The organism is Mycobacterium sp. NGS66, from assembly GCF_059812225.1.
The window spans coordinates 439,031-461,760 of the sequence record NZ_JCALCG010000001.1; the positions used below are offsets into that span (position 1 = coordinate 439,031).

General features: G+C 65.5%; 23 protein-coding genes and 1 pseudogene. 8 read left to right on the forward strand and 16 right to left on the reverse strand.

Annotated elements, in window-relative coordinates; translation table 11 throughout:
* Window positions 1-4: 4 nt before the first annotated feature.
* From AC5Y2L_RS02230 to AC5Y2L_RS02265, 8 genes and pseudogenes are all read right to left on the reverse strand, one after another.
* Complete coding sequence (locus AC5Y2L_RS02230) at window positions 5-346, reverse strand: hypothetical protein (protein WP_499934572.1); 342 nt, start codon at window positions 344-346, stop codon at window positions 5-7.
* Window positions 343-1,614: an aromatic ring-hydroxylating oxygenase subunit alpha gene (locus AC5Y2L_RS02235; protein WP_499934571.1), complete on the reverse strand. Its 1,272-nt coding sequence runs from the start codon at window positions 1,612-1,614 to the stop codon at window positions 343-345. The genes AC5Y2L_RS02230 and AC5Y2L_RS02235 overlap by 4 nt, the downstream gene beginning before the upstream one ends.
* A 13-nt stretch (window positions 1,615-1,627) precedes the next feature.
* The gene (locus AC5Y2L_RS02240) at window positions 1,628-2,380 is read right to left on the reverse strand and encodes an SDR family NAD(P)-dependent oxidoreductase (RefSeq protein ID WP_499934570.1); all 753 of its coding nucleotides are present in this window, start codon (window positions 2,378-2,380) and stop codon (window positions 1,628-1,630) included.
* A 12-nt stretch (window positions 2,381-2,392) separates the two neighbouring features.
* Window positions 2,393-2,695: pseudogene (locus AC5Y2L_RS02245) on the reverse strand (2Fe-2S iron-sulfur cluster-binding protein); the annotation flags it as partial.
* 120 nt (window positions 2,696-2,815) lie between these two features.
* On the reverse strand, window positions 2,816-3,268 hold the full coding sequence (locus tag AC5Y2L_RS02250; RefSeq protein ID WP_499934656.1) for a MarR family winged helix-turn-helix transcriptional regulator: 453 nt from the start codon (window positions 3,266-3,268) through the stop codon (window positions 2,816-2,818).
* Between the two features lie 14 nt (window positions 3,269-3,282).
* Window positions 3,283-4,548, reverse strand: a complete 1,266-nt coding sequence (locus AC5Y2L_RS02255) for a metal-dependent hydrolase family protein (RefSeq protein WP_499934568.1) — start codon at window positions 4,546-4,548, stop codon at window positions 3,283-3,285.
* Window positions 4,545-4,883, reverse strand: a complete 339-nt coding sequence (locus tag AC5Y2L_RS02260) for a hypothetical protein (RefSeq protein ID WP_499934567.1) — start codon at window positions 4,881-4,883, stop codon at window positions 4,545-4,547. The genes AC5Y2L_RS02255 and AC5Y2L_RS02260 overlap by 4 nt, the downstream gene beginning before the upstream one ends.
* A gap of 5 nt (window positions 4,884-4,888) precedes the next feature.
* Entirely contained in the window at window positions 4,889-6,157 is a 1,269-nt protein-coding gene (locus AC5Y2L_RS02265; RefSeq protein WP_499934566.1) for an aromatic ring-hydroxylating oxygenase subunit alpha, read from the reverse strand.
* A 128-nt stretch (window positions 6,158-6,285) separates the two neighbouring features.
* Between AC5Y2L_RS02265 and AC5Y2L_RS02270 the strand changes: the two genes are divergently transcribed.
* A complete protein-coding gene (locus tag AC5Y2L_RS02270; RefSeq protein ID WP_499934565.1) occupies window positions 6,286-7,704 on the forward strand; it encodes an aldehyde dehydrogenase in 1,419 nt (472 codons plus the stop codon).
* 3 nt (window positions 7,705-7,707) lie between these two features.
* Here AC5Y2L_RS02270 and AC5Y2L_RS02275 read toward each other — a convergent pair whose 3' ends face one another.
* Window positions 7,708-8,727: an NADP-dependent oxidoreductase gene (locus tag AC5Y2L_RS02275; RefSeq protein ID WP_499934564.1), complete on the reverse strand. Its 1,020-nt coding sequence runs from the start codon at window positions 8,725-8,727 to the stop codon at window positions 7,708-7,710.
* A 44-nt stretch (window positions 8,728-8,771) separates the two neighbouring features.
* On the opposite strand from AC5Y2L_RS02275, the gene AC5Y2L_RS02280 reads away from it, so the two are divergent.
* Window positions 8,772-9,428, forward strand: a complete 657-nt coding sequence (locus AC5Y2L_RS02280) for a DUF3060 domain-containing protein (protein WP_499934562.1) — start codon at window positions 8,772-8,774, stop codon at window positions 9,426-9,428.
* Window positions 9,429-9,438: 10 nt separating this feature from the next.
* Here AC5Y2L_RS02280 and AC5Y2L_RS02285 read toward each other — a convergent pair whose 3' ends face one another.
* Window positions 9,439-9,825: an Rv0313 family protein gene (locus tag AC5Y2L_RS02285; RefSeq protein WP_499934561.1), complete on the reverse strand. Its 387-nt coding sequence runs from the start codon at window positions 9,823-9,825 to the stop codon at window positions 9,439-9,441.
* A gap of 99 nt (window positions 9,826-9,924) precedes the next feature.
* On the reverse strand, window positions 9,925-11,337 hold the full coding sequence (locus tag AC5Y2L_RS02290) for a DUF7159 family protein (RefSeq protein ID WP_499934560.1): 1,413 nt from the start codon (window positions 11,335-11,337) through the stop codon (window positions 9,925-9,927).
* Between the two features lie 453 nt (window positions 11,338-11,790).
* On the opposite strand from AC5Y2L_RS02290, the gene AC5Y2L_RS02295 reads away from it, so the two are divergent.
* Window positions 11,791-13,215, forward strand: a complete 1,425-nt coding sequence (locus AC5Y2L_RS02295) for an RNA-guided endonuclease InsQ/TnpB family protein (protein ID WP_499934558.1) — start codon at window positions 11,791-11,793, stop codon at window positions 13,213-13,215.
* Window positions 13,216-13,273: 58 nt separating this feature from the next.
* Here the strand turns inward: AC5Y2L_RS02295 and AC5Y2L_RS02300 are convergent, their stop codons facing one another.
* Complete coding sequence (locus AC5Y2L_RS02300; RefSeq protein ID WP_499934557.1) at window positions 13,274-15,187, reverse strand: Hsp70 family protein; 1,914 nt, start codon at window positions 15,185-15,187, stop codon at window positions 13,274-13,276.
* 154 nt (window positions 15,188-15,341) lie between these two features.
* The gene (locus AC5Y2L_RS02305) at window positions 15,342-16,568 is read right to left on the reverse strand and encodes a hypothetical protein (protein ID WP_499934555.1); all 1,227 of its coding nucleotides are present in this window, start codon (window positions 16,566-16,568) and stop codon (window positions 15,342-15,344) included.
* 39 nt (window positions 16,569-16,607) lie between these two features.
* Here AC5Y2L_RS02305 and AC5Y2L_RS02310 point away from each other — a divergent pair, with 39 nt between their 5' ends.
* Window positions 16,608-17,228 carry a TetR/AcrR family transcriptional regulator gene (locus AC5Y2L_RS02310; protein WP_499934554.1) on the forward strand — a complete coding sequence of 207 codons (621 nt, stop codon included), beginning with the start codon at window positions 16,608-16,610 and terminating at the stop codon, window positions 17,226-17,228.
* 27 nt (window positions 17,229-17,255) lie between these two features.
* On the forward strand, window positions 17,256-17,732 hold the full coding sequence (locus AC5Y2L_RS02315) for a nuclear transport factor 2 family protein (protein ID WP_499934553.1): 477 nt from the start codon (window positions 17,256-17,258) through the stop codon (window positions 17,730-17,732).
* A gap of 75 nt (window positions 17,733-17,807) precedes the next feature.
* On the opposite strand, the gene AC5Y2L_RS02320 is transcribed toward AC5Y2L_RS02315, so the two are convergent.
* Together AC5Y2L_RS02320 and AC5Y2L_RS02325 are read right to left on the reverse strand one after the other, a co-directional pair.
* On the reverse strand, window positions 17,808-18,464 hold the full coding sequence (locus tag AC5Y2L_RS02320) for a L,D-transpeptidase family protein (RefSeq protein WP_499934551.1): 657 nt from the start codon (window positions 18,462-18,464) through the stop codon (window positions 17,808-17,810).
* Between the two features lie 4 nt (window positions 18,465-18,468).
* Window positions 18,469-19,161 carry a phosphatase PAP2 family protein gene (locus AC5Y2L_RS02325; protein WP_499934550.1) on the reverse strand — a complete coding sequence of 231 codons (693 nt, stop codon included), beginning with the start codon at window positions 19,159-19,161 and terminating at the stop codon, window positions 18,469-18,471.
* Window positions 19,162-19,208: 47 nt separating this feature from the next.
* On the opposite strand from AC5Y2L_RS02325, the gene AC5Y2L_RS02330 reads away from it, so the two are divergent.
* The 3 genes from AC5Y2L_RS02330 to AC5Y2L_RS02340 are packed head-to-tail and all read left to right on the forward strand — an operon-like array spanning window position 19,209 to window position 21,810.
* Window positions 19,209-19,691: a hypothetical protein gene (locus AC5Y2L_RS02330; protein ID WP_499934549.1), complete on the forward strand. Its 483-nt coding sequence runs from the start codon at window positions 19,209-19,211 to the stop codon at window positions 19,689-19,691.
* A gap of 27 nt (window positions 19,692-19,718) precedes the next feature.
* Window positions 19,719-20,435: a 5,6-dimethylbenzimidazole synthase gene (gene bluB / locus AC5Y2L_RS02335; RefSeq protein WP_499934548.1), complete on the forward strand. Its 717-nt coding sequence runs from the start codon at window positions 19,719-19,721 to the stop codon at window positions 20,433-20,435.
* The gene (locus tag AC5Y2L_RS02340) at window positions 20,419-21,810 is read left to right on the forward strand and encodes a sulfatase family protein (RefSeq protein WP_499934546.1); all 1,392 of its coding nucleotides are present in this window, start codon (window positions 20,419-20,421) and stop codon (window positions 21,808-21,810) included. Before bluB ends, AC5Y2L_RS02340 begins: the two co-directional genes overlap by 17 nt.
* 78 nt (window positions 21,811-21,888) lie before the next feature.
* Here AC5Y2L_RS02340 and AC5Y2L_RS02345 read toward each other — a convergent pair whose 3' ends face one another.
* The gene (locus AC5Y2L_RS02345; protein WP_499934654.1) at window positions 21,889-22,668 is read right to left on the reverse strand and encodes a trans-aconitate 2-methyltransferase; all 780 of its coding nucleotides are present in this window, start codon (window positions 22,666-22,668) and stop codon (window positions 21,889-21,891) included.
* Window positions 22,669-22,730: the final 62 nt, after the last annotated feature.

Here is a 22,730-nt window from a genome sequence, read left to right on the forward strand (position 1 = left end):
CGACTCAGGGCACTGGTTCGACGGTGCGGATCATCACCGCATCAGCTGCGTTGACCGGGGCGGGCTGATGCATGACCTCCACCGCCATCGCGACCATGATCAACGAATAGATCAGGTGCAGCAGGTTGAGCGCATCGTCGGGCAAACCGTCGAGCGGGAACTTGTCGCAGTATTCGATTGCTTCTTCCAGCCGCGGGAAGAACGCGTCGTAGAACTCTTGCATCTCCGGCATGCTGCTGGCCATCCTGGCGTTCCACCGTTCGGTTTCGGTTGGCAAGCACCAGGTTTGGGCATAGGCCTCGAGTTCGGCGAATGCGCTGGGCAGCCGTGCATCTGACATGGTCATGCTCTTACCGGCGTCCGTTCGGACCGATATTCGTTGACCCAGTCGACGACTACCTTGTGCAGGTGGCGCACCAGGATCTCCTGGTCGTTGAGCGGGAACTCGTCGACGACGCCGTACTCCAGCGCGGCCTGCGTCCCCCCGAGCATTCCTGCGTCCTGCAACGCGAATTCTTTGAGCACCACCGCCGCAACTTCGTGTTCGATGCGCTCCCGCACGTTGCGGGCTGGATGGAAATAGGTATAGGCCTCGAAGCGGTGCGTGTTGTGCGACGTCGGCCAGTACCGGTAGAGCAGGTACCAGCCGCCGTAGATCAGTATTTCGGTGTTGGGGAAGATCTGGAAATTGCTGATCCCCCACGGCTCGATACCGCCAGGGTTGAGCCCGGCCGGAAGCTCGCCGATGTCGGGCGTGCGCCACGGGCCGACGAGTCCGCTTCGGGTGGCCCGCTCAATCGGATACATGTACTCCGGCGGCAGCAGCCACCGGCGCCGTCCCGCCGTCGACACCAGGCGGTGCGGACCGTCGAGTTGGAAATGCCCGCAGGTGAATCCGGCATTCGGGTCGCGCACCTCCGGCGGCACCTGTTGCGGATGCAGCGAGGGCACGTGGTAGTACTCCTGGAAGGCGTCGGCGAAGATCTTCCAGTTGCTGTTGTTGTGCGCGACCCATTCGTAGCGTTCGGTCAACTTGCCGAACGGGTAGTCATCCAGGCCGGTGATCATCGGGCCCAGGAACTCACGCAGGCTTTGGCGCGGCTCGTCGTCGAAGTTGATGAAGATGAAACCGTTCCAGACCTCGCACTGCACGGGACGCAGTCCGTAGTCAGCCATGTCGAGGTCGAAGAACTCCGACTGCTGCTGCACGAAGTTCAGCGCGCCGTCCAGACCATAGCGCCAGCCGTGATACTTGCACGTGAATTGCCGGCAGGTGCCGCGAGTTTCCTCGCCGGGAAAGTCGTTCCACACCAGCTTGTTTCCCCGGTGTCGGCACACGTTGTAGAACGCACGGATGCCGTCGTCCCGCCCTCTGACGAGGATTACGGATACCCGCGCCACCTCGATTTCTTTGGTCACATAGCTGCCGGTCCGCGGCAGTTCCTCGACGCGGGCCACGTTGAGCCAGGCGCGCTTGAAGACCGCTTCGCGCTCGAGTTCGAAGAACTCCGGAGAGGTGGAGTCTTTGAAAGAGATTGGCCCGGTGCCCAACTCAGGATAGTGCTCGGTCCAGGACCCCCGGGATCCTTCAGTTGGTCTTGCCGATCGTGTCATGGTGACCTCCCTGTCATAGCACCGCGCCGCCGTTGACACCCAAGACCTGACCCGTGATGAATCGGGCCTCGTCCGAGCAGAGAAAACCCACCGCCGCGGCTATGTCGGCGCCAGTTCCCAAGTAGCCCACCGGAATATTGGCGGCGATCTGCTCATTGGACCCCAGATACCCGGCGGCCTGCGACTGATGCTGCATAGGTGTCTCGATCCCTGAGGGCGGGATGGTGTTGACCGTGATTCCCTGCGCGGCGTACTCGCGGGCCAGCGACTTGGCGAGCGTGATCACCGCACCCTTGGACGCCGCATAGTGGGCCGCGAAGGGCGATCCGCGTTGTGCGCTCGACGACGAAATCAACACGATCCTGCCCCATTTCGCGGCCAGCATGTCCGGCAACGCAACTTGACAGCAGTGGAAGGTCCCGTTCAGGTTCACGTCGATGATGCGCGACCAAGCCTCGATGGTGATGTCGGTGAACGCCGAGTAGCCGAACAGTCCCGCGCTGGTCACCAGCACCGAGACCGGCCCCAATTCGCTGCGGACTTTGGCGAATGCCTGCTCGACGGCAATGCGGTCGGTGACATCGGCACCGATCGCAAGAGCCAAACCCCCGTCAGCCCGCAGCTCGTCGGTAACACGTTGGGCCGCTTCCTCGTTGACGTCGAGCACTGCGACCTGCAGGCCCCGCCGCCCCAGTTCCCGGCAGGTGGCCTCGCCGATGCCGGATGCACCGCCCGTCACCACGGCGACCCTGGACTTAGTTGGCATTCGAGGTCCTGTTCACTCGTAGACCACCCGCACGGTCCGGCTGGTCGGCAGACCCTGGCAGGTCAGGATCCACCCTTCGGCGACCTCCTCGTCGTCGAGGGCGTCGTTGTTGAGCATCCGCGCAGAGCCTTCGGTCAAACGCGCCATGCATGTTCCACAGTTGCCGACTTCACATGAAGACGGAGCGGGTAAGCCGGCCATGCGCGCGGTCTGCAACAAGGTGTCGCCGCCCGAGTACGACACCGTCGTGGTCCGGCCGCCGAGCTCGATCGTCACCGCTTCGGTGCCGGCATTGCCGACCGCACCGGCATCCGCCGGTGCGGCACCGGCGTACGGCAGAGCACAGGAATCTGGCATCCCGGAAAGAGTATCAACTACTTGTCATTAATCTCAAGTACTAGATATTTGCCCCGATGGGATTGGCGCAGGCCGACGTCACGCTTCCATGTGATCGCTGAAAAGCTCATGGCCCGTGCCCTTTTCAACCACCCGGCCCAGCAGTTCGCGCAGCGTCTCCTGCTCTTGCGCATTGAGCACACCGAAAACCTGCTCGTGAGCCGACAACGCGCTACTGACCACGGTCGCGGCGACGCCGCGACCTTCTTCGGTGAGGTACGCCTGCAGGATGCGCCCGTGCTGCGGATCCTTCTTCCGTTCCACCAGACCGCGTCGTTCCAGCGAGGCAAGCGCGACCTGCACCCCCTGCGGGCTGATCAGCAGGCGCCGGGCGAGTTCCGCTCCGGACAGCCCGGGTTCGTTGGCGAGCTGGCGCAGCACACCGATCTGCGCGGTGCTCACGCCATGCACACTCATCGCCTCGTTGATGGTGGTCAGCGAGTAGTAGAAGGCCTGCTTGAGCAGCCACAGGATGTGGTCGGTGAGTTCCATGCCGGGCTCGGCCATCATTCGACGGTAGCGCAGGGGCTTTTATAGATCTGCCCGTTTTTCATCACGAACGAGACGTCGAGTGTGGTGGCGATGTCCTGCGACGGATCTCCCGGTACGGCTATGACGTCGGCAAGGAACCCGGGGGCGATCCGCCCCAACTCGTCGTCGGCCTCGATCAGATCGGCGGCTACCACAGTGGCGGCTTGGATCGCCTGCAGGGGCGTCATGCCACGCTGCACCAACGCAATCAGCTCCTTGGCGTTCTGGCCGTGCGGGATGGCCGGTGCGTCGGTTCCGCACGCAATGCGCACGCCCGCCGCGATTGCCTTGGGCAGCATGGACTTTGCCTTCGGGAAGACATCCTCGGCCTTCTTGCGCAGTTCCGGCGCGATCCGGTCGATGGCCATCGCTTCGGTCAGGTAGGTGGTCGAGACCAGGAACGTGCCGTGATCGACCATCATCTGAATCGTCTCGTCACTGGCCAAAAATCCGTGTTCGATGCAGTCGATGCCGGCGCGGATACAGGCCTGTATCGCGGTATCGCCCACGGCATGAGCGGCCACCCGCACGCCGGCCCGGTGCGCTTCGTCGGCTATCGCCGAGAATTCCGCGTCGGAGTACTGCTGCGAGCCGGGAGCAGTGCTGTGCGACATAACTCCGCCCGACGCCGACACCTTGATCAGCTTGGCGCCATGGCGAATCTGGTAGCGGACACAGGCGATCACGTCCGGCACGCCGTTGGCGATGCCCTCAGCCACCGAGAGCGGCATGATCCCGGGAGCCAGCCGCTGAAATACCGTGGGGTCCAAGTGGCCACCGTACGGTGTGACGGCATGCCCGGCGGGATGGATACGCGGCCCGTCGTGCCAGCCCTGGTCGATGGCGCGCTGCAGGGCGACGTCGAGAAGATAGCCACCCGTTTTGACCATGAGCCCGAGGTTGCGCACCGTGGTGAAGCCGGCGTGCAGGGTGGTCCGTGCATTTACCGCGGCCCGCAGAGTGCGATACGCAGGGTCGTCCTGCACGCCATGCATAGGCGCCGGCAGCCCCTCCGGGCCACCGGGGCCGCCGATGAACAGGTTGAGTTCCATATCCATCAGACCAGGCAGCAGCGTGACGTCTCCCAGGTCGATGATGGTGGCCGAATCAGGATGTAGTCCAACAGGATTGACGTCGGCAATGCGGTCGCCCTCGACCACCACCACCGCCGGTGAGCGAACCTGGCCGGCGTCGACGTCGGTCCATCGGGCCGCACGTAGGACCGTCAAAGCATTGGTCACGGCACGGGCTCAGAGACGCATTCCAGTGTGGTGGCACCGGAGTCGGGAACCCGGGGCTGCTTCCAGCATTCCACCGGGAACGACACCGTGATCATCGAATACAGCAGGTGCATCAGGTTCATGACATCGTCGGGCAAGTCGTCCAGGGGGAACTTGTCGCAGTAGGTGAGGGCCTCCTCGGCACGCGCGGTGATCGCGTCGTAAAAGGCCTTCATCTCGGTCATCGAGCTCGCCAGCCTCTTGGCGTAGCGCTGCGGTTCGGTGGGCAGGCACCACTCGGCGAAAGGCTCCAGGTCGGCGAACTCGGTTGGCAGCACCGGGGATGTCGTCGTCATGGTCGTCACACCCCCGCACCGCTCATCCGGCGGTACTCATCGATCCACGCCGCGGTCTCCTTGTGCAGATGGCGTAACAGGATTTCCTGGTCATTGAGCGGGAACTCGGCGATCGCCCGCGACTCGATCATGCTCTGTGTCGCCTCCAGCGTATTGGCGTCCTGCAGGCTGTATTCCTTGAATGTCGCCGCCGCCAGTTCCTGCGCCACGCGTTCGCGGGGAGTGCGTGGCCGCGGGAAATAGGCTGTGCCTTCGAAGATGTGGCTGTTGTACGAGGTCGGCCAATAGTGGTAGGTCAGATACCAGCCCTGGCCCCAGAAGAGCAGGACGAAGTTGGGAAACAGCTGGAACGAATCCAGCCCCCACGGATCGCATTTCGCGGGATTCAGCCCCACCGGCATCTCCCCCAAATCCGGCATGTCCCGGGGCCCGAACAGCCCACTCTGGCAGATGTCGTCGATCGGTTTGCGCATCTCGTCCGGCAGCTCCCAGGCCCGCACCCCCGACGTGCTGACCAACCGGTGCGGGCCTTCCAGGCGGTAGTGTGGGGCCTCGAAACCGGCCTCGGCGGCGGCCTTCGAATACGCGGTCGGCGACTGGTTCCCGTGCAGTACCGACGCATGATAAAACTCCGCGAACGCGTCCATGTACAGCTTCCAGTTCGCCTTCACCTCCGAGCGGTAAACCCACCGCGAGGTCATCTTGTCGAACGGATAACCTTCCAGCGCGAGGATCATTGGCCCGAGGAATTCCCTCAGTGACTGTTCGGGCTGCTTCGCGAAGTTGACGAAAATAAAGCCCTCCCACACGTCGCAGTGCACCGCCACCAGGCCATAACGGCTCTTGTCGAGATCGAAAAACTCCTCCTCCTGCTGCACGAAGGTCAGGTTGCCGTCCAGGTCGTACCGCCAGCCGTGGTACTTGCAGGTGAACTGGCGACATACCCCGGTGGTCTCCTCGAGTGGCATGTCGTTCCACACCAACTTGTTCCCGCGGTGGCGGCAGACGTTGTGGTATGCCTTCACATCCCCGGATGCCGTGCGCGCCAGGATAATCGAGGTGTTGACGACCTTGAGCTCCCTGGTGAAGAAACTGCCCTTACGTGGAAGTTGTTCCACCCGACCGACATTCAGCCAGGCCCGCTTGAAAATCGCCTCGCGCTCCAGGGCGTAAATCTCCGGGCTGATGGAATCCTCATAGGACACCGGCGCGGTACCCAGTTCGGGGTAGTGCTGCGTCCAGCTACCCTCTGCCGGCTTGGGGAATCGAGCCATCGGCGCTCCTGTCTGTCCCGGTCTCAAGCAGCACCGGCTTCAGTGATCGATAGGAGTCGGTCGATGCCGACGGTATATGCTCGACGGCTGAATCACAAGTAGTTGATATTCGTGGATCGGAGGCTCGGGTGACGGACCGCTTGCAATCGGGGACGACTTTTCACGTCGTGTCACCCCACACCGGGCAGGCCATCGCCGAAGTCGCGGCCGCTGGACCTGCCGATGTCGACGCTGCCGTCAATGCTGCACGCGCTGCACTGGATACGGGACCGTGGGGTCGTTACCAACCGTCGGAGCGCATCGCGGTGGTACGTCGGCTCGCCGACGTGTACGACCAGCGACGACAACAGATGGCCGAGACCATCACCGCCGAAATCGGTGCCCCTATCACCTTCGCCCGACGTGCCCAGGTCGGCCTGCCGGCAATGATGATGCGCGCATTCTGCGACCTGGCGCAGCGGCATCCATGGCAGGAAGCTCGACCCGGTTTCTTCGGCGCAGAGGTACACATCCGCAAGGAGCCGGTCGGGGTGGTCGCGGCGATCGTGCCGTGGAACATGCCGCAGTTCCTCATCATCGCCAAACTGGTGCCAGCGCTGCTCGCCGGCTGCTCCGTGGTCCTCAAACCCGCTCCCGAATCCCCTTTGGATGCACTGCTTTTGGCAGAAATGCTGGAGCAGGCCGCGCTGCCGCCGGGTGTGGTCAGCGTCCTGCCCGGCGGCAGCACCGTCGGGGAATTGCTGGTCAGCCATCCCGGTGTGGACAAAGTGTCGTTTACCGGTTCGACCTCTGCAGGCAGGGCCGTGGCCACGGCCTGCGCCGCCAATCTCACCAAAGTCAGTCTTGAACTCGGGGGCAAATCGGCCGCGATCATCCTCGACGACGCGGTACCCGAGCAGGTCGCCGCCGGGGTGCGATCGGCCAGCTTGTCCAACAGCGGCCAGATCTGCAACGCCTTGACGCGTCTTCTGGTGCCGTTGCGACGCCACGACGAATACGTTGAAGCGCTTGCCTCTGAAATGGCCGGGCTGCGGGTGGGCGATCCCAACGACCCCGACACCCAGCTGGGCCCGCTGGTCTCCCGTCGCCAGCAAGAACGCGTCTTGGGCTACATCCGAATCGGCGAGCGCGAAGGCGCCCGAATGGTCGTCGGGGGCACCGACATGCCGGACGGCATCGACCGCGGATGCTATGTGAAGCCCACTCTTTTTGCGGACGCCGACAACAGCATGCGCATTGCGCGTGAAGAAATTTTCGGTCCGGTAATCACGGTCATCCCTTATCGCGACGAAGCCGATGCCGTCGCCATTGCTAACGACTCCGATTACGGCTTGGCCGGATCGGTATGGACCGCTGACACGGACCGAGCGCTGGAACTCGCGGCGCGCATGCGTACCGGCACCCTCGGGATCAACCAGGGTTACACCATGGACCCGTTCGCACCGTTCGGCGGGGTCAAGGCCAGCGGCTACGGCCGTGAGCTGGGCCCCGAAGGGCTGGAGAGCTACCTGGACACCAAGTCCATCGCGATCGCATCCAGCGGGTGACGGCTAGCCGGTCGCGGGTTCGCTGAGCTTGACCAACGTCTTGCCGATGTTGGCACCGGTGAACAGCCCGTTGAGGGCGTCGACACAGGATTCGATGCCCTCGAAAATGGTCTGCCGATGCCGCAGCCGGCCTTCGGCCTCCCACTGACGGAGGTTGGCGAACGCCTCCTCGAAACGGCCCCACTGGTGCAGTGCGTTGAAGCCCTGCATCAGGGCCGTCTTGGCCAACAGGTTGACGTAGTTGGCCGGTCCGGGATGCTCTCCGGTCAGGTAGCTGGAGATGACGCCGCAAAGCACTACTCGCGCATTGAAATTCAGCCGGCCCAGCACCGCATCGAGGATGGGCCCGCCGACGTTGTCGAAGTAGACGTCCACCCGCTGCGGGCAGTGCCGTTTGAGCGCGGCCGGCAAGTCGTCGTTCTTGTAGTCGATGCAGGCGTCGAAGCCGAAGTCCTCCACCACCGCCCGGCACTTCTCCGGCCCGCCCGCGATGCCCACCACACGCGCTCCGGCGATCTTGGCGATCTGCCCGGCCACCGATCCGGTGGCGCCCGCCGCTGCCGACACCACTACGGTCTCGCCGGCTCGCGGCTTTCCGATGTCGGTCATCCCGAAGTAGGCGGTGGCGCCCGTCGGCCCGTACACCGACATGATGGCCAGCTGGTCGTCCTCGCCGGGGATGGGCGTGCTGAACACGTCGTCGCGGATGATCACGTACTCCTGGAAACCGGTCAGCGTAGTGACCACGTCGCCGACAGAGTATGCGGCACAACGGGATTCGACGACCTCGCCGATCCCGGCGGCCCGGATCACCTCGCCCAGCTGCACCGGCGGCAGGTAACCGGGCTGGTCGTCCAGCCAGGTGCGGGCGGCGGCGTCGATGCCCACATAGGTGGTGCGAAGCAGCGCCTCACCGTCGCCGGGTTCAGGCGCCGGCGAGGTGACCAGCTCGGTGTCACCCGGCTCGACCAGCCCGGTGGGGCGGCGACGCAGCAGGATCTGACGGTTCGGCAATCCGGGCACTCCCCGAAACTACCCAAGCGACGAAACTGTGCGAGCATCTGTGGATGAACCCGGACGACGACCCGGAAGCCCGGATCCGGCAGCTGGAGCAACCGCTGGTCGATACCGCACGCGCGTCGGAACTGGGCGGAACCCAACCGCCCGGCTATGCCGATACGCCGCCGCCTACCTACGGGTACGGCGGGATGTACCCGCCGCCGGCCTCCCCGTCCTCGAACAACCGCGTGTTGTGGATCGTGGCGGCCATGTTCGTGGTCGGCGTGCTGATCCTGGTCGGCGGGATCGCCGCATTCGCGCTGCACCGATCTTCCGACGCCGACGTGGTGGTCGGGTCTCCCACACCGAGCACTGGGGAGAGCACGTCACCGCGGGTCATGCCGAGCATCCGGGTTCCTACCGTGCCATCGATGACGCCGCCGTCCTCTGCCCCACCCGCGGGCGCCACCATCTCCGTCTCCGGTGTCGGCGAGAACAGGACCATCGCCTGCATCGACAACACCGTCAGCGTCAGCGGAGTTTCCAACACGGTGGTGATCACCGGCCACTGCACCCGCGTGAGCGTGTCCGGTGTGAAGAACTCGATCACCGTCGACGCCGCCGACACCATCGAGGCGTCCGGGATGGAAAACCAGGTGACGTATCACACCGGCTCGCCGAAGATCAAGAAATCCGGCCAGTCGAACGTCGTCCAGCAGGGCTGACCCGCAGCTGCTACGCGGGCTCTTCGGAGTCGTCGAGGACGCTGACCGCGATGCCGTACGGCAGGAACCGCACCTTGCGCTTGGGGTCGACGTTGTTCTTGTTGGCCCGCAGCGCGTCCAGTTCGGTGGCGTAGACCTGCTCGACACGGGCGCCGCCGTCGTCGTCGACGGTATAGATGGCCCACACTCCGTCGCCGGCCTCACCGGCGGTTTCCGGCGCCGACCGCCGCGGCCGGGACAGGTCTTCGAAGACCGCCGACCAGCCGCCTCGCGCGCCCGCGGGAGCGCTCAAGAATCGCCCGATCCGCTCGAACGCCTCGCGCAGCCCCTCGCTGCCTTCCCTGATCACCCGATCTAAATCTTCGGGATCAAAACCGAATGCACCGTAGTCGCCCACGCGACCTCCTTGGCTGGTAGCCGGCTCATAACGAGCAGAAACGCAATACGACCAGTGTGCGCTCACCCGACGCGATCCGCCATGTGGGCCGGTCAGCGCCTAGGGCCCGGGCGGCGGAGCTGGTGGCGGTGGCGGGTTGATCGGAATCGGGATCGACACGAACGGCAGGTGCAGGTACATCGTCATCGGCGGCTGGGCCGGCAGCGCAGGAGCTGCGGGCGCGGGAGCCGGCGGAGGCGGCGCGGCGGGTGGCGGGGCCGGCGCGGCGGGTGCCGGTGCTGCCTGCTCTCTCGGCGCCGGCGCCGGCGCACGCGTCGCCGGCGCACGATGGACAGGTGCGGCCGCGGTAGCCGGTGGCAGCGGCGCCACGCTGGCCGTGGATGGCGCGGGTTGCTCCACCACGGGCGGCGCGGTCGGCGCAGCGACCGCCGGCGGGGGTGCTTCGGGCGCAGAGCTGGGGGCCGGTGCCTGCGGGGGCGGCGGTTGGGCCGGCGGAATGACGGGAGTGGCGACGGCTCCGCCGGGACCGTGCTGCGGAGCTGGGGCCGGCCGGTCCGACGTCAGTGTCAGGCCCAGTACCGCACCCGCGATAGCGAGGCTGCCGGCCAGCGTGGCTCCGGCCAGCGCCAATGGCCTGCGCCCCAGCATGCGCTCGTCGTCTGCTTCGTCGTCCAAAGCGCTGTAGGCAAGCACACCGTCGCCCAGGTCGGCGTGCGCGGTGACGTCGAGGTAGGTCGGGGTGAGCGTGCGGGGGCTCATCTCGCCGGTTCCCGGGTCGAGCGCGTAGGCCAAGGCAGCCGTCGACGACGCGAACAACGGCGCATTCGCCGACGCCAGCGCAGCCCCGCGGGCCAGCGCCAGGTGCGGCTCTTCCGGCGCGCTTACGTCGAGCGGAAGCGCTGCCTCGAGAGTCGGCTTCAGCGCGGTGATGTCGGTCCCGCAGCCGATTAGGAATACACCGTCGGCGCGTGACCCCCGGCCGTCCAGACCTGTGATGAGCGTCGCCAGTTGAGTGGCAACGCTCGGTCGGGTGTCGCTTTGATCGCCGTCGTCCAATGACTGACGGTGCAGGTCGACGATCGACCCGTCGGCGATGTCGACTACGGCCAATGTCACGTTCATGGGCTCCACGAACAGCATCGCGAGGCGCTCGTAACCGAGTGACGCGCCGACCGTCTGCGCCAGCGCGGCCGCAGCCAGCAACGGCGAGACCAGCATCACTCCCCTGATGTCTAGGGCGGCGAGCTTGTCCCGCAGCATGGTCACCCCGGCCGGATCCGTCCAGGTCACCCCGGTCGAGGTCAACTGACAGCCGCCCTGCAGCGCGCCCTCTCGGGTGCCGACGATCGACTCGATCACCTGCTCGACCACCGCACCGGGCAAAGCCGAATCCGCCGCGGTGTCGACCTCGAAATTGTCCTCTTCGACGGTGACACCGTCGGCGTTGTCGCCCTCAATCAGTACCAATCGGACCGTCGTAGGTTCCATCGATACACCAAGTACGACGTCCACGACTCCTCCAAAGACCCTTGTGTAGCTCTTCCGGCAAGCTACCCTCGCGACGGGTCAATGGCCCCAAGCGTGGTCCGCAACCTAAGGCCGGGCGAATTGGCTCAGCACCCATAGCCCCACCGCATTGGATACCTCAACGGTACTCGCCTGCGGTCGGTGCGGCTCGATTAATTCCTGGAGTTAATGCGCCGCTAATACGAGCCGAACAATTGGCTGCGGTCGAGTCGGGTGGGTAGCAGGGCAACTTGGCTGACGATCACTGCGGTGGGCAGGTCCGCCCATCTGCGGATGCTCGGGGATGATGATTCGTGCGGTGCGCGCCCATGCAGTCTGGGACGGTAGGAGTCGTAGCGCCGCCGCTTGAGGTCACATGACCGATGATCATGATCGAGCGGCCCGACACGTTATCGCATGTCAGTGCGTTGTCGGTGGGTCGTGGCACCATCATCGACGATGAGCCGGCACACTACGTTCAAGTTCTGCCTCGACCCGACCGTTGAGCAGTACGATGTGCTGGCGCGGCACGCGGGTGCGTCCCGCTTCGCGTTCAATCAGTGTCTGCGCATCGTCAAAACCGCCCTGAGTGCCCGCCACGCCGATCCGGCCATCCAGGTTCCGTGGACGGGCTTTGACCTGATCAACACGTTCAACACGTGGAAGAAAACCGAGAACGCCGGGCGGGTGTTCACCGTCGATATCCGCGGCACGGCCGAGCCAGTCGTGACCGGCTTAGCGTGGCGCACCGAGGTGTGTCAGCAGGTGTTCGAGGAAGCCGCCGTGGATTGCGGTAAAGGACTCGCAGCGTGGTCGGAGTCGCGATCCGGCAAACGCCAAGGCAAACGAGTCGGCTTTCCCAAGTTCAAGAAGAAATCCGGTGTGGTGCCGTCGTTCCGGTTACGTAACAAGCACCCCAGGGGTGGCAAACCGGCGATCCGCATCGGTGACGGCGATCGCCCCCGCTCAGTCACGCTACCCGGGATCGGCGTGATCGCGGTGCACGACGATACCCGCCGGTTGCGGCGCATGCTCGCCAAGAGTCGCGCGAAAATCCTGTTCGCCACCATTACCCATCGGGGCGGACGCTGGTGGGTGTCACTCAACGTTGAAGCCGCCGATCTGCACCCCAATCACCAGCACGACCCGAATGAGGATGCCGACTGGGTGGGCATAGACCGGGGCCTGTCGGCATTCTTGGTCTGCGCCACCACCGACGGCACCGAGGTCGCCCGGATCATCAACGCGCCCAAAGCACTCGCTGCCGGCATGACCACTCAGCGTCGGTTGGCGAAATCGTTGTCCCGCAAGGAGAAAGGATCACGCAACCGTCGTGATGCCGCCGCCAAGCTGGGGCGTCATCACCATCGCGTCGCCGCTGTGCGCCGGAATTTCTGCCATCAGGTCTCCAACGCGCTGGTCAAGACTCACGATCGGCTTGTCATCGAGGACCTGCATGTCGCCGGGATGCTGGCCAACCACCGGGTGGCCCGCGCTATATCGGATGCCGGCTGGGCCGAGTTCGCCCGCCAGCTGCACTACAAGCAGGCATGGCGCGGCGGCCAAGTCACGGTCGCCGACCGGTGGTACCCCTCCAGCCAGCTCTGCTCGATCTGCGGTGATCGCCGCGCCGATCTGAGCCTGGCCGATCGGGTGTTCGTTTGCGCCAATGGCCATCGCTTGGATCGTGACGCCAACGCGGCGACGAACCTGGCCCGCTGGGGCCAAACCCATCACGACCACTCACGACCCCCGGACCCCCAAGCAAGAGGCCGGGCCACCAATGCCCGCCGACGGGACGGCGCTGACCGGCACCCTACGTGTGCCGGTGAAACCAGCCCGAATGACGCGGGAACTGACGTTCACACCACACCAGCGGCCTGAACCGACGACGCCCGAGAAGGGCAGTGACGAACACCCACCCACACTAGTTCGACACGCTTTAATACGATCCCGGGCCTCCATAGGGGTTCTGCGGGTACTGCGGGTACTGCGGGTACTGCGGCGCCGGATTCTGCGCGGGCGGCACCTGGCTCTGCGGAACGGGGACCGGGATCGGTACCGGCACCAGGGGGATCCGCAACCACTCGGTCGTCATCGGCACGGTGGTCGTGGTCGTCGTGGTCGTCGGCGGCGGAGTGGTGGTCGGCTCGGTGGTGGTGGTGGTTGTGGTCGGTGGAGTCGTGGACACTGTCGTCGGCGTAGGGCTTGGCCGCACCGTCGTGGTATGTGGTGCGGTGGTGAGCACCTGCGACGGCGCAGTGGGCGTCACCACCGGCGGGGGTGGCGGCGGCGACGGCGGCGGGGATGGCGGCGGGGGTGGCGGCACGGTGCTGGGCAACGGTTGGGCGCTGGGCGGCGGCGGAGCCGAGGGCGGCGGGGGAATGGGACTGGGGGCCATCGAGCTGACCGGCGGCGCCGGCGGCGGGGCGATATTGGGCACCGTGGGCGCCTCGCGGTTTTCGACGCCGGTCAACGTGTACGCCACCCCGCCGATCGCGGTCATCGCCACTGCCGAAGACAGCCCGATGACCAATTGCGACAGCCGAAACCGCCGCCGCCGCGCTTTGGGAGGCTCGACGATGTTCAGGCGCATCGACCAGGGCGAGGGACCGTCTTCGTCGTAGGAGTCGACGGGCAGGCGGGACGGTATCTCACCGGGAAACTCGGTCTGCGACCACGCCAACTCCCGGTCGGTCATGGCATCCTCGTCGATCACCATCACATCACCGGGCGGCAGTTCGATGACACTGGTACCGGCGGCGGCGGTCGCCAGGCCGACCGAGGTGCGGGCCCGCGAATCCAGCTGACCGCGACCGGAGGCGAGCAGCAACGCGCCGGTTGCGGCCGCCAGTTCCGGCTGCGACGGGGCCAGCACCGGTATCCGGGCGTGTCTCGAAAGGCGGTGTGTGACAAGGGGAATGCTGGCGCTGCCGCCGACGGCGACCAACGCTGCCAGCTCCGGCCAGCCCATCTTGCAACGCACCAGCAGATGGTCGAATGCGTAGATGAAACTGGTCAGCCGATCCTGGATGAGATCCTCCAGCTGGTCGCGGGTGATCTCGATGCTGCAGGTGTATCCGCGGAAGTTCGTGGTCAATTGCGTTGTCTGGTCGGTGGACAACCGCTCCTTGGCCGCACAACATTCCTCGACGAGCTGGCTGATCCGCCCGGCCGCCGCGGTACTGTCCGCGTCCGTGTCGCCGTTGTGGCCCAACTCCTCGAAGACATGCAGCAGCAATGCTTGGTCGACCTCGTTGCCGGAGAAGTCCCGGCAGCGGATTGTGGGGCTGACCGGCTCGAAGTCCGCGCCGAGTTTCATCAACGTGGCCGACGTTCCCGCGCCCCCGAAATCGAGCAGCCCGACCACGCCATCGTCGGGCAATCCCAATTCGCAGTCCACAGCGGTCAACGCCGCGACAGCGTCCGACACCAGACGCGGCGCCATACCGCTACGCACGAAGCCCACATGGGTGCGCAGCCCGTCCCGCAGGGCCTGTGCCGTCGCGGGTTTCCAATACGCGGGCACCGCAATCGAGATCTCCGACGAACTGGCATCCGCACCGGCGGCGTTCACCATCGCATCCAGGGCCTCGACCATCAGCAGGCCCGGGTCATGCGCGGACCCGTCACTGGAAACCAGCGCCACCGAGCCGCCGATACGCTCGACAAATCCGCTCACCACCACGCCGGGCTCGGAAAGGCTCGGGTTCTCCGGGTTGCTTTGGGGCACACCAACTTTCGGCGCACAGTGTGGATAGAGCGTCAGCACAGCCCGACGCGTGACCGGCGGACTAGCGCTGCGTGCTGCGACGAGGTTGGTGGTTCCGATCGACAACCCCAGGGGGTCGTACATAAAGCGAAAACTTTCGTCGATAGGGGTCTCTGGCCAGCGTCAACCTTATCCGCGGGCGGCCCCGATGCGGTTGCCCGGCAAGCTTATTGGTACGCGGTCGATGCCGTGTCGTCACCGAAGCGGTATCGGCGACCCCTTGACAGCAGGACTGCGGTCATACCACGGTAAGTGGCAGCGAACGCCTCGGCTCGAACTGGAACGTCGAGCCGCGACTTACCTTGGCCACCATGACCTCCGGTAATTCGGTTGCCGCGGTTTCTGATTCGATAAGCTCAGCAACCCAGTCCGTGTTCGTTCCGCTGACCTGAACACAGACATGCGGGTCCACCGCAGTCGCGATCGCCTGCAACGGTTTCACGGATTGCGGTGTGCACAGCGAAATCCAGGCGCCGTCCTCGTGAGCCGGCGAGCGATGCACCACCAGGCGGTTCGTATCCACTTCTGCCACTACGTAACCCGCCGGGTTCAGCAGCGGGTGTAGCTCCAAAACCCTGAGCACGCCGTCTTTTCCGGTGGGCAAATCGAGCGCGCGATGAATGCGCTCGGCGGCGACGCCGGCCAGCCCGATCAGCTGCTGGGTGTTGATCGAGGTCGCCATTGCGTCGTCGCGGGCGCGTTTGCGCACGGCGATCGCGTACGACAAGTTGAGCAGGTGCATCTGTAGGCACACTTCGTCGGCGACCCGCACCAGCGCCGAGTGGGAGTAGGCGCCGAAGTCGAAATCGGACATCAGCGGCCCCGAGTAATCCGCCTGCCCCTCCTGCGACCGGTCGACGGGATCGAGTTCCCATGCTGCGGCACGGGTTTTGCGCACGATATCCACCGCCGGAATGGTCTTCGCCGCCGGGTAGGACTCGTCGATGACGACGGTCCATGCGCAGTGCGGATGCCGATCTGCCGGGGTTCGCGGCGGCCGGTGAATGGGCCGCATCCGCGCGTGCGGGTTGACGGCCGCTGCCGTGGCGTCGAACGTCGGGTCCTCGATGGTGTGGCACATGCCGTGGACGTACTTGTCGCCCATCGGTTCCACGTCGAGCAACGCACCACAGTGGTCGAGGTGGAATTCGCCGTGCCAGCGGTCGTGCACGGTGTAACGAAAATCCATGAACTGCGGCGGTGCCCCGATGTCCAGCTGGATGCCCTTGAAGATGGTGGGCACGTCGTCGCCTTCGAAGTTCAGTGCGCGTTGCATGCGCTTGGTGTAGACCGGGCTGGCGCCCGCCCATTCCTCGATGGCGATCTGCAGCATCTCTTCGTGGCCGAACTCTTTAATGCACCACGCCATGCCGGACCGGTCGATCAGCTGCCCGATCAATAGCAGTTCGGGCACCAGGACGGCCAGCTCCGAACGGGACAACCGCGCGTATCGCGATGCGCTCACCCGCCCGAAAATAGTCGGGTTTATGTTATAAAGTCAACAATGTCCGTTACCGCAGGCCAGGCCCGCTCGATCACCCCCACTCGGCGCACCAGCGCGCCCCGAAAACGAGGTGACGACACCCGATCGAAGATCATCGACGAGACCGTCCGCTGCATCGTCGAGGAAGGATTCGCGGCGGCCACCGCCAAGCACGTGGCCGAACGCGCCGGCGTGACGTGGGGGGTCATCCAGTACCACTTCGGCGACCGCAACGGCATGTTGATGGCGGTCGTCGACGAAGGGGTGGCCAGGCTGGTCGAGAGCCTGGCGTCGGCCGATGTCAGCGAACTGCCGTTGCGCGAGCGCATCGAGGTCGTGGTAGACACCGCGTGGAGCTGCTACAGCAGTCCCACGTCGCTGGCGGCCTTCGAAATCCTGCGGGCCATCCGCGGCGGGCCGGACGAATCGTCGCGTCGCCACCTGCTCGAGATGAACGAGGCAATCGGCCAGCTCGGCCGGCTGGTAACCGACGACCCGGCCAATGCCGGTGTCGCCGAAGTCATCTGGGCCGCACTGCGGGGCGTGGTGCTGGCGCAGATGATCATCGGCACCCCGATCGACTGGTCCCAGGAGCGTCGGGCGCTGATCGACATGGTCACCCACTACCTGGAGAACACTTGACCGGTAGCCGTGTGCTGCAATGACCGGATGAGCCTTCACGATGTAGCGGCCGATGTCGAAGCGATCAAACGCGTCAAATACCGATATCTGCGGGCGCTGGACACCAAACACTGGGACGACTTCGCCGACACGTTGACCGAGGACATCCGCGGCGACTACGGATCGTCGGTCGGCAAGGAGCTGCACTTCAGCAACCGCGCCGACCTGGTGGACTACATGCGCTCGGCATGCGGCCCCAACGTCGTCACCGAACACCGAGTGACCCACCCGGAGATCGACGTGTCCGGCGATACCGCCGCGGGCAGTTGGTACCTGCAGGACCGAGTCATTGTCCCGGAGTTCAATTTCATGCTGATCGGTGCGGCCTTCTACCGCGACGAGTACCGCCGCGACGGTGGCGAATGGCGAATCAGCGCCACCGGGTACGACCGGACTTACGAGGCGACGATGTCGTTGGAAGGCTTGAACTTCAAAGTCAAACCCGGCCGCGCGATGGCCGACTAACCACCGCGAGCAGACGCAAAATCGCCCAATTTCGTTGGAGATTGGGCAATTTTGCGTCTGCTCGCCGGTGAAACGCTACTTCGCGATGGCGATCACCGCGCCGGGCCGCAGCCACCGGATGATCTGCACCAGCGTGGCGTCGTCGATCGCGACACAACCCTCGGTGGGGCCGCCGTCGGTGGTGTGGAAGAAGAACGCCGCACCCCCGCCGGGCACCTTGTTCTTGTTGACGCCCATCACCACCGCATGTTTGTACTGCGGAATCTGCAGGTTCTCACTCTCGGCAGTGTTGAAGGGACACTTGGATTTCTCGCACACCTGCATGGTGTTGAAGGTGGGGCTGTGGTCGTCGCCGCTCCACCAATGGTTGGGCCCGACTTGCGTATACGGCAGTCCCCCACCGGGATTCGGCGCGGTGCCGAAGGCTGAGTCGAGGCTGTAGACCCCCATCGGCGTGGCCGGATACCCGCTCTTGGCCTGCGGGGCCAGGCCGGCAGAACCAATGTGGGTGGGGATGCCGGTCTTGATGGGTTGCCAGCCTGCGGCGGTGCGCTGGTAGACGTCCATCTTCGCGTTCGAACCGCCGGTCCCGATCACCGAAATCACTTGTGTGGCATTGCCAACCGAGTTCGCGAACCACGGGCTGCCAACGGCACAACTCACCGGTGCGAGCAGCAGCCAGGCACCGGCCAGGCACACCGCAGCACACAGCAGAGCTCCCAGTCGGCGCATCCGTTCATCGTCGGATGGGCTCGACCGCTGGGTCAAGTAAATGTTCAGACCCGGTTCGGTCACCGCGTCGTGACCTAATGGTCCGGCGAATCACCCACAGGCACAACAGGAAATACAGATAACCCAGCGCCCAGCCGGCGAGCACGTCGGACGGATGGTGCACGTTCAGCGCCACCCTGGCACTCCCGACGGCCAGCACCCAGACGGCGCCGGCCGCGATCGCAATCCAGCGCCACCGCCGGCTCAGCATCGGCAGCACAACGGTCAGCAGCGCCAGCACCCCGGCCGTCGCCTCCAGCGCGTGCCCCGACGGAAAAGCGGTCTGCGGCACGGCGACCAACGCGGTGACCGGTCGCGGGCGGTCGGCCAGATCCTTGGCCGTCGACTTCACGAAACTGCTCAACGGCACACAAGCCAGCAGCAGCAGCGCGGCCCGAACGTTGCGGTAGACCGCCGAGACCACGGCGCCCACCATGCCGATGATGCGCAATGGGACGGGGCCCAGAACGTACGACACGTCGGCCCAGAACCGCACCCAGCCCGGATGCTTGATCCCGATGCTGTGCGCCGCGTTCAACAACGACCAGTCGAGGCTGTGTAGCCAGCTCCAGTGGTGGCGGTAGCCCCACCACATGCCGGCGTAGACCACAACGGCGACCAGAGCGGTAGACAGGACCAGCATCCGGGGACGAGTCACCTCTACATCGATACCAGCACCGATGCCGCGGGCCGTCATACTGTCGTATGGCGGTTTACGTTCGCAAGCTCTTCGGCATTGGCAAGCTCCCCGCCGACATGCGTGCGCTGATCGAGGCCGAGGGTCTCATCTATCTCGCCGAATACGTCGCCGTCACCCGGCGGTTCAGTGGTGTGGTCCCCGGGCTGCGTGCCTCACACACCGTCGGCAGCTTCGTGGGCTCGCTGGCGTTCAGCGCTGAGCGGGCGTTGGCGACGCTGTCGGTGGTGCCGCGGCTGGCCGGCCGCATGATCGACGTGCGCTGGAGCGAGGCGCAGGCCGGTGCGGCCACCGCGGAGATCTCGTCGACCGGCCTGCAGCTCGACCTCGACGTAGCCCGGGTGGACCCGAAATTCAGCGGTCACCTCTCGCTGCACTACAAGGACGCCATCCCCGATGACGTGCTGGCCCGCCTGCCCAGTCGGTCGCTGGCCTTCGACATGCCGCCGGAGTACGTCTTCCGCGCGGTCGGCGTCACGTTCAGTCCGTGAGCGTGGGCCGCGGCCAGGCTTTCTACGATGGCTGACGTGGCCGAGCATCCGTACAGTCCGCTGGAGCGCCAGGCCGTCTACCGGGTGATCTCCGAACGACGAGACATGCGCCGGTTCGTGTCCGACGGGGTCGTGGGCGAGGATGTGCTGGCCCGGTTGCTGCAGGCGGCACACGCCGCACCCAGCGTGGGCCTGATGCAACCGTGGCGCTTCATCCGGATCACCGACGCAAAGCTGCGCGAACGCATCCATGCGATGGTCGACGACGAGCGGGCGCTCACCGCACAGGCCCTCGGACCGCGGGCCGAGGAGTTTCTACAGCTCAAGGTCGAGGGCATTCGCGAGTGCGCGGAGCTGCTCGTGGTGGCGCTGTGCGACGAGCGCGACAAGCATGTCTTCGGCCGGCGCACGCTGCCGCAGATGGATCTCGCGTCGGTCTCGTGCGCCATCCAAAACCTGTGGCTGGCGGCCCGCTCCGAAGGCCTCGGCATGGGCTGGGTATCCCTGTTCGATCCACACCGGTTGGCAGAGCTGCTGGGCATGCCAGCCGGCGCAGAACCGGTGGCGATCCTGTGCCTGGGACCGGTACCGGAATTTCCCGATCGGCCGGCCCTGGAGCTGGACGGCTGGGCCTATGCCCGGCCGCTGGCGGAGTTCGTTTCCGAGAACCGGTGGGATCACGCCTCGGGTATCGTCGCCGGTCGAGGTGACGGAAAGGATGGACGCTGTGACGGCCGGCCGTGACAATGTGCTGCTGGTGCACTGGCACGACCTGGGTCGCTACCTCGGCGCCTACGGGCACTCGGATGTGTCCAGCCCGCGGCTGGACCGGCTTGCCGCAGAGGGCATCTTGTTCACCCGCGCCCACTCCACCGCGCCGCTGTGCTCCCCGTCCCGCGGATCGCTGTTCACCGGCCGCTATCCGCAGAGCAACGGGCTCGTCGGTCTGGCGCACCACGGCTGGGAGTACCGCGCCGGGGTCCGCACCCTGCCCCAGATACTGTCCGAATCGGGCTGGTACTCAGCGCTTTTCGGGATGCAGCATGAGACGTCCTACCCGAAGCGACTGGGCTTCGACGAGTTCGACGTGTCGAATTCGTACTGCGAGTATGTGGTCGACAAGGTGCAGGCGTGGTTGCGCGGCGGCACACCGGTGCATTCCGGTCAGCCTTTCCTGTTGACCGCCGGGTTCTTCGAGACCCACCGGCCCTACCCGCCCGAGCGCTACCAACCGGCCGACAGCGCGGCCGTCGAGCTGCCGGATTACCTGCCCGACACCCCCGAGGTGCGCCAAGACCTGGCCGACTTCTACGGCTCCATCGCCACGGCCGATGCGGCCGTCGGTCAGCTGCTGGACTCGCTGGCCGAAACCGGCTTGGACGCCACCACCTGGGTGGTGTTCCTCACCGATCACGGCCCGGCGTTCCCCCGCGCCAAGTCCACGCTGTACGACGCCGGAACCGGCATCGCGATGATCGTCCGCCCGCCCACCGGCCGCGGCTTGCCGCCGAAGATCTACGACGACCTGTTCAGCGGCGTCGACCTGGTCCCGACCCTGCTGGACCTACTCGGTATTCACATACCGGCCGACGTCGAAGGCATGTCGCACGCGGCCGCGCTGCTTGCCCGCGACGAGCAAGCCGATCCGGTGCGTGACCACCTGTACACCATGAAGACCTATCACGACGCATTCGACCCGATACGGGCAATCCGCACAAAGGATTTCAGCTATATCGAAAACTATGTGCCGCGGCCACTGCTGGACCTGCCGTGGGATATCCAGGAAAGCCCGTCCGGTCTGGCCGTCGCACCCCTGGTCACGGCGCCGCGTCCCGAGCGAGAACTCTACGATCTGCGCGCCGATCCCACCGAGACCAACAACCTGCTCACCGGTGAGAACTCCGAGAGCGTAGCCGAGATCGCGGCCGATCTGGCTGTGCGACTACATGATTGGCGCCAGCGAACCGACGACGTCATACCGTCGGATTTTGCCGGTTCGCGGATCGCCGCACGCTACACCGAAACGTATCTGAAGACCCACCACGCGAAGGTGACCAGCCGCTCGGCGATCGCGTTCGACCGGGGCATCGAGGAACAGCCCACCCAAACCCGCCGGTAACCTTGGCCGCGAGCGCGCGTAAATGTACGCCAAAACGCGTGAAATGCGTACATTTGCGGACCTTCGTGGGCGGTCTAGCTAGCCGGATCGGCGCGATCCGGTCTGTGCGACCACGAACACCCGCCGGAACGGGAAGATCGTGGTGCCGTCGGCCCGGGCCGGGTAGGCGTCGTCCAGCAACGGGATGAGTTCCCGGCGGAAACGCTCCCAGCCCTCGTCGTCGAGCCGTTCGCGAACCGGGACCAAGGCGGTGCCGGTGATCCACTCCAATACCGGGTGCTCACCGGTCAGTTGGTGCAGATAGGTGGTCTCCCACACGTCGACTCGGCATCCGGCGTCCATCAGCAGGTTGGCGTAGTGCACCGGCGGCTGGACCACCGCCCCGACCCGAAACGGTATGTCGCGCATGATCTTTGCGTAAGGCTCTCGGCGGGCCAGGGCCCGCACGGCGGCATGGGACGGCGTTTCGAAGTTGCCCGGCATCTGCACCGCGATCCACGAGCCCGGCGCCAGCTCCCCGGTCCAGCGCAGCAGCAAGTCGGAATGCTCGGGCACCCAATGCAAGGCCGCATTGCTGACCACCACATCGGTGTCGGGCTTCGCCTTCCACTCGCGCAAGTCCGCCGTGGTGGCATCGATTCCACGTTCCCGGGCAGCGGCCACCATTTCCGGCGAGCTGTCCAGTGCCTCGATCACCGCGCCCGGCCAGCGCTTCGCCAGGTATTTGGTCAGATGGCCCGGTCCGCAGCCGAGATCGACCACCCGCCGCGCCCGTTCGGCGCCCACCCGCGAAAGCAAGTCGTAAAACGGGCGGCTGCGGTGGTCCGCAAAGGCCAGGTAGACGTCGGGATCCCACATGTCGGTCCTCCTGATCAACACCGTCGCTCGTCCCCGCGGTTAGACAAACCGTATTACCGGGT

What these genes read in the sequence shown, in the direction of transcription:
- AC5Y2L_RS02230 (WP_499934572.1), bottom strand. Translation starts at nt 346, where the DNA reads ATGACCATGTCAGATGCACGGCTGCCCAGCGCATTCGCCGAACTCGAG.
- AC5Y2L_RS02235 (WP_499934571.1), bottom strand. Translation starts at nt 1,614, where the DNA reads ATGACACGATCGGCAAGACCAACTGAAGGATCCCGGGGGTCCTGGACC.
- AC5Y2L_RS02240 (WP_499934570.1), bottom strand. Translation starts at nt 2,380, where the DNA reads ATGCCAACTAAGTCCAGGGTCGCCGTGGTGACGGGCGGTGCATCCGGC.
- AC5Y2L_RS02250 (WP_499934656.1), bottom strand. Translation starts at nt 3,268, where the DNA reads ATGGAACTCACCGACCACATCCTGTGGCTGCTCAAGCAGGCCTTCTAC.
- AC5Y2L_RS02260 (WP_499934567.1), bottom strand. Translation starts at nt 4,883, where the DNA reads ATGACGACGACATCCCCGGTGCTGCCAACCGAGTTCGCCGACCTGGAG.
- AC5Y2L_RS02265 (WP_499934566.1), bottom strand. Translation starts at nt 6,157, where the DNA reads ATGGCTCGATTCCCCAAGCCGGCAGAGGGTAGCTGGACGCAGCACTAC.
- AC5Y2L_RS02280 (WP_499934562.1), top strand. Translation starts at nt 8,772, where the DNA reads ATGAACCCGGACGACGACCCGGAAGCCCGGATCCGGCAGCTGGAGCAA.
- AC5Y2L_RS02295 (WP_499934558.1), top strand. Translation starts at nt 11,791, where the DNA reads ATGAGCCGGCACACTACGTTCAAGTTCTGCCTCGACCCGACCGTTGAG.
- AC5Y2L_RS02300 (WP_499934557.1), bottom strand. Translation starts at nt 15,187, where the DNA reads ATGTACGACCCCCTGGGGTTGTCGATCGGAACCACCAACCTCGTCGCA.
- AC5Y2L_RS02310 (WP_499934554.1), top strand. Translation starts at nt 16,608, where the DNA reads ATGTCCGTTACCGCAGGCCAGGCCCGCTCGATCACCCCCACTCGGCGC.
- AC5Y2L_RS02315 (WP_499934553.1), top strand. Translation starts at nt 17,256, where the DNA reads ATGAGCCTTCACGATGTAGCGGCCGATGTCGAAGCGATCAAACGCGTC.
- AC5Y2L_RS02320 (WP_499934551.1), bottom strand. Translation starts at nt 18,464, where the DNA reads ATGCGCCGACTGGGAGCTCTGCTGTGTGCTGCGGTGTGCCTGGCCGGT.
- AC5Y2L_RS02330 (WP_499934549.1), top strand. Translation starts at nt 19,209, where the DNA reads ATGGCGGTTTACGTTCGCAAGCTCTTCGGCATTGGCAAGCTCCCCGCC.
- bluB (WP_499934548.1), top strand. Translation starts at nt 19,719, where the DNA reads ATGGCTGACGTGGCCGAGCATCCGTACAGTCCGCTGGAGCGCCAGGCC.
- AC5Y2L_RS02345 (WP_499934654.1), bottom strand. Translation starts at nt 22,668, where the DNA reads ATGTGGGATCCCGACGTCTACCTGGCCTTTGCGGACCACCGCAGCCGC.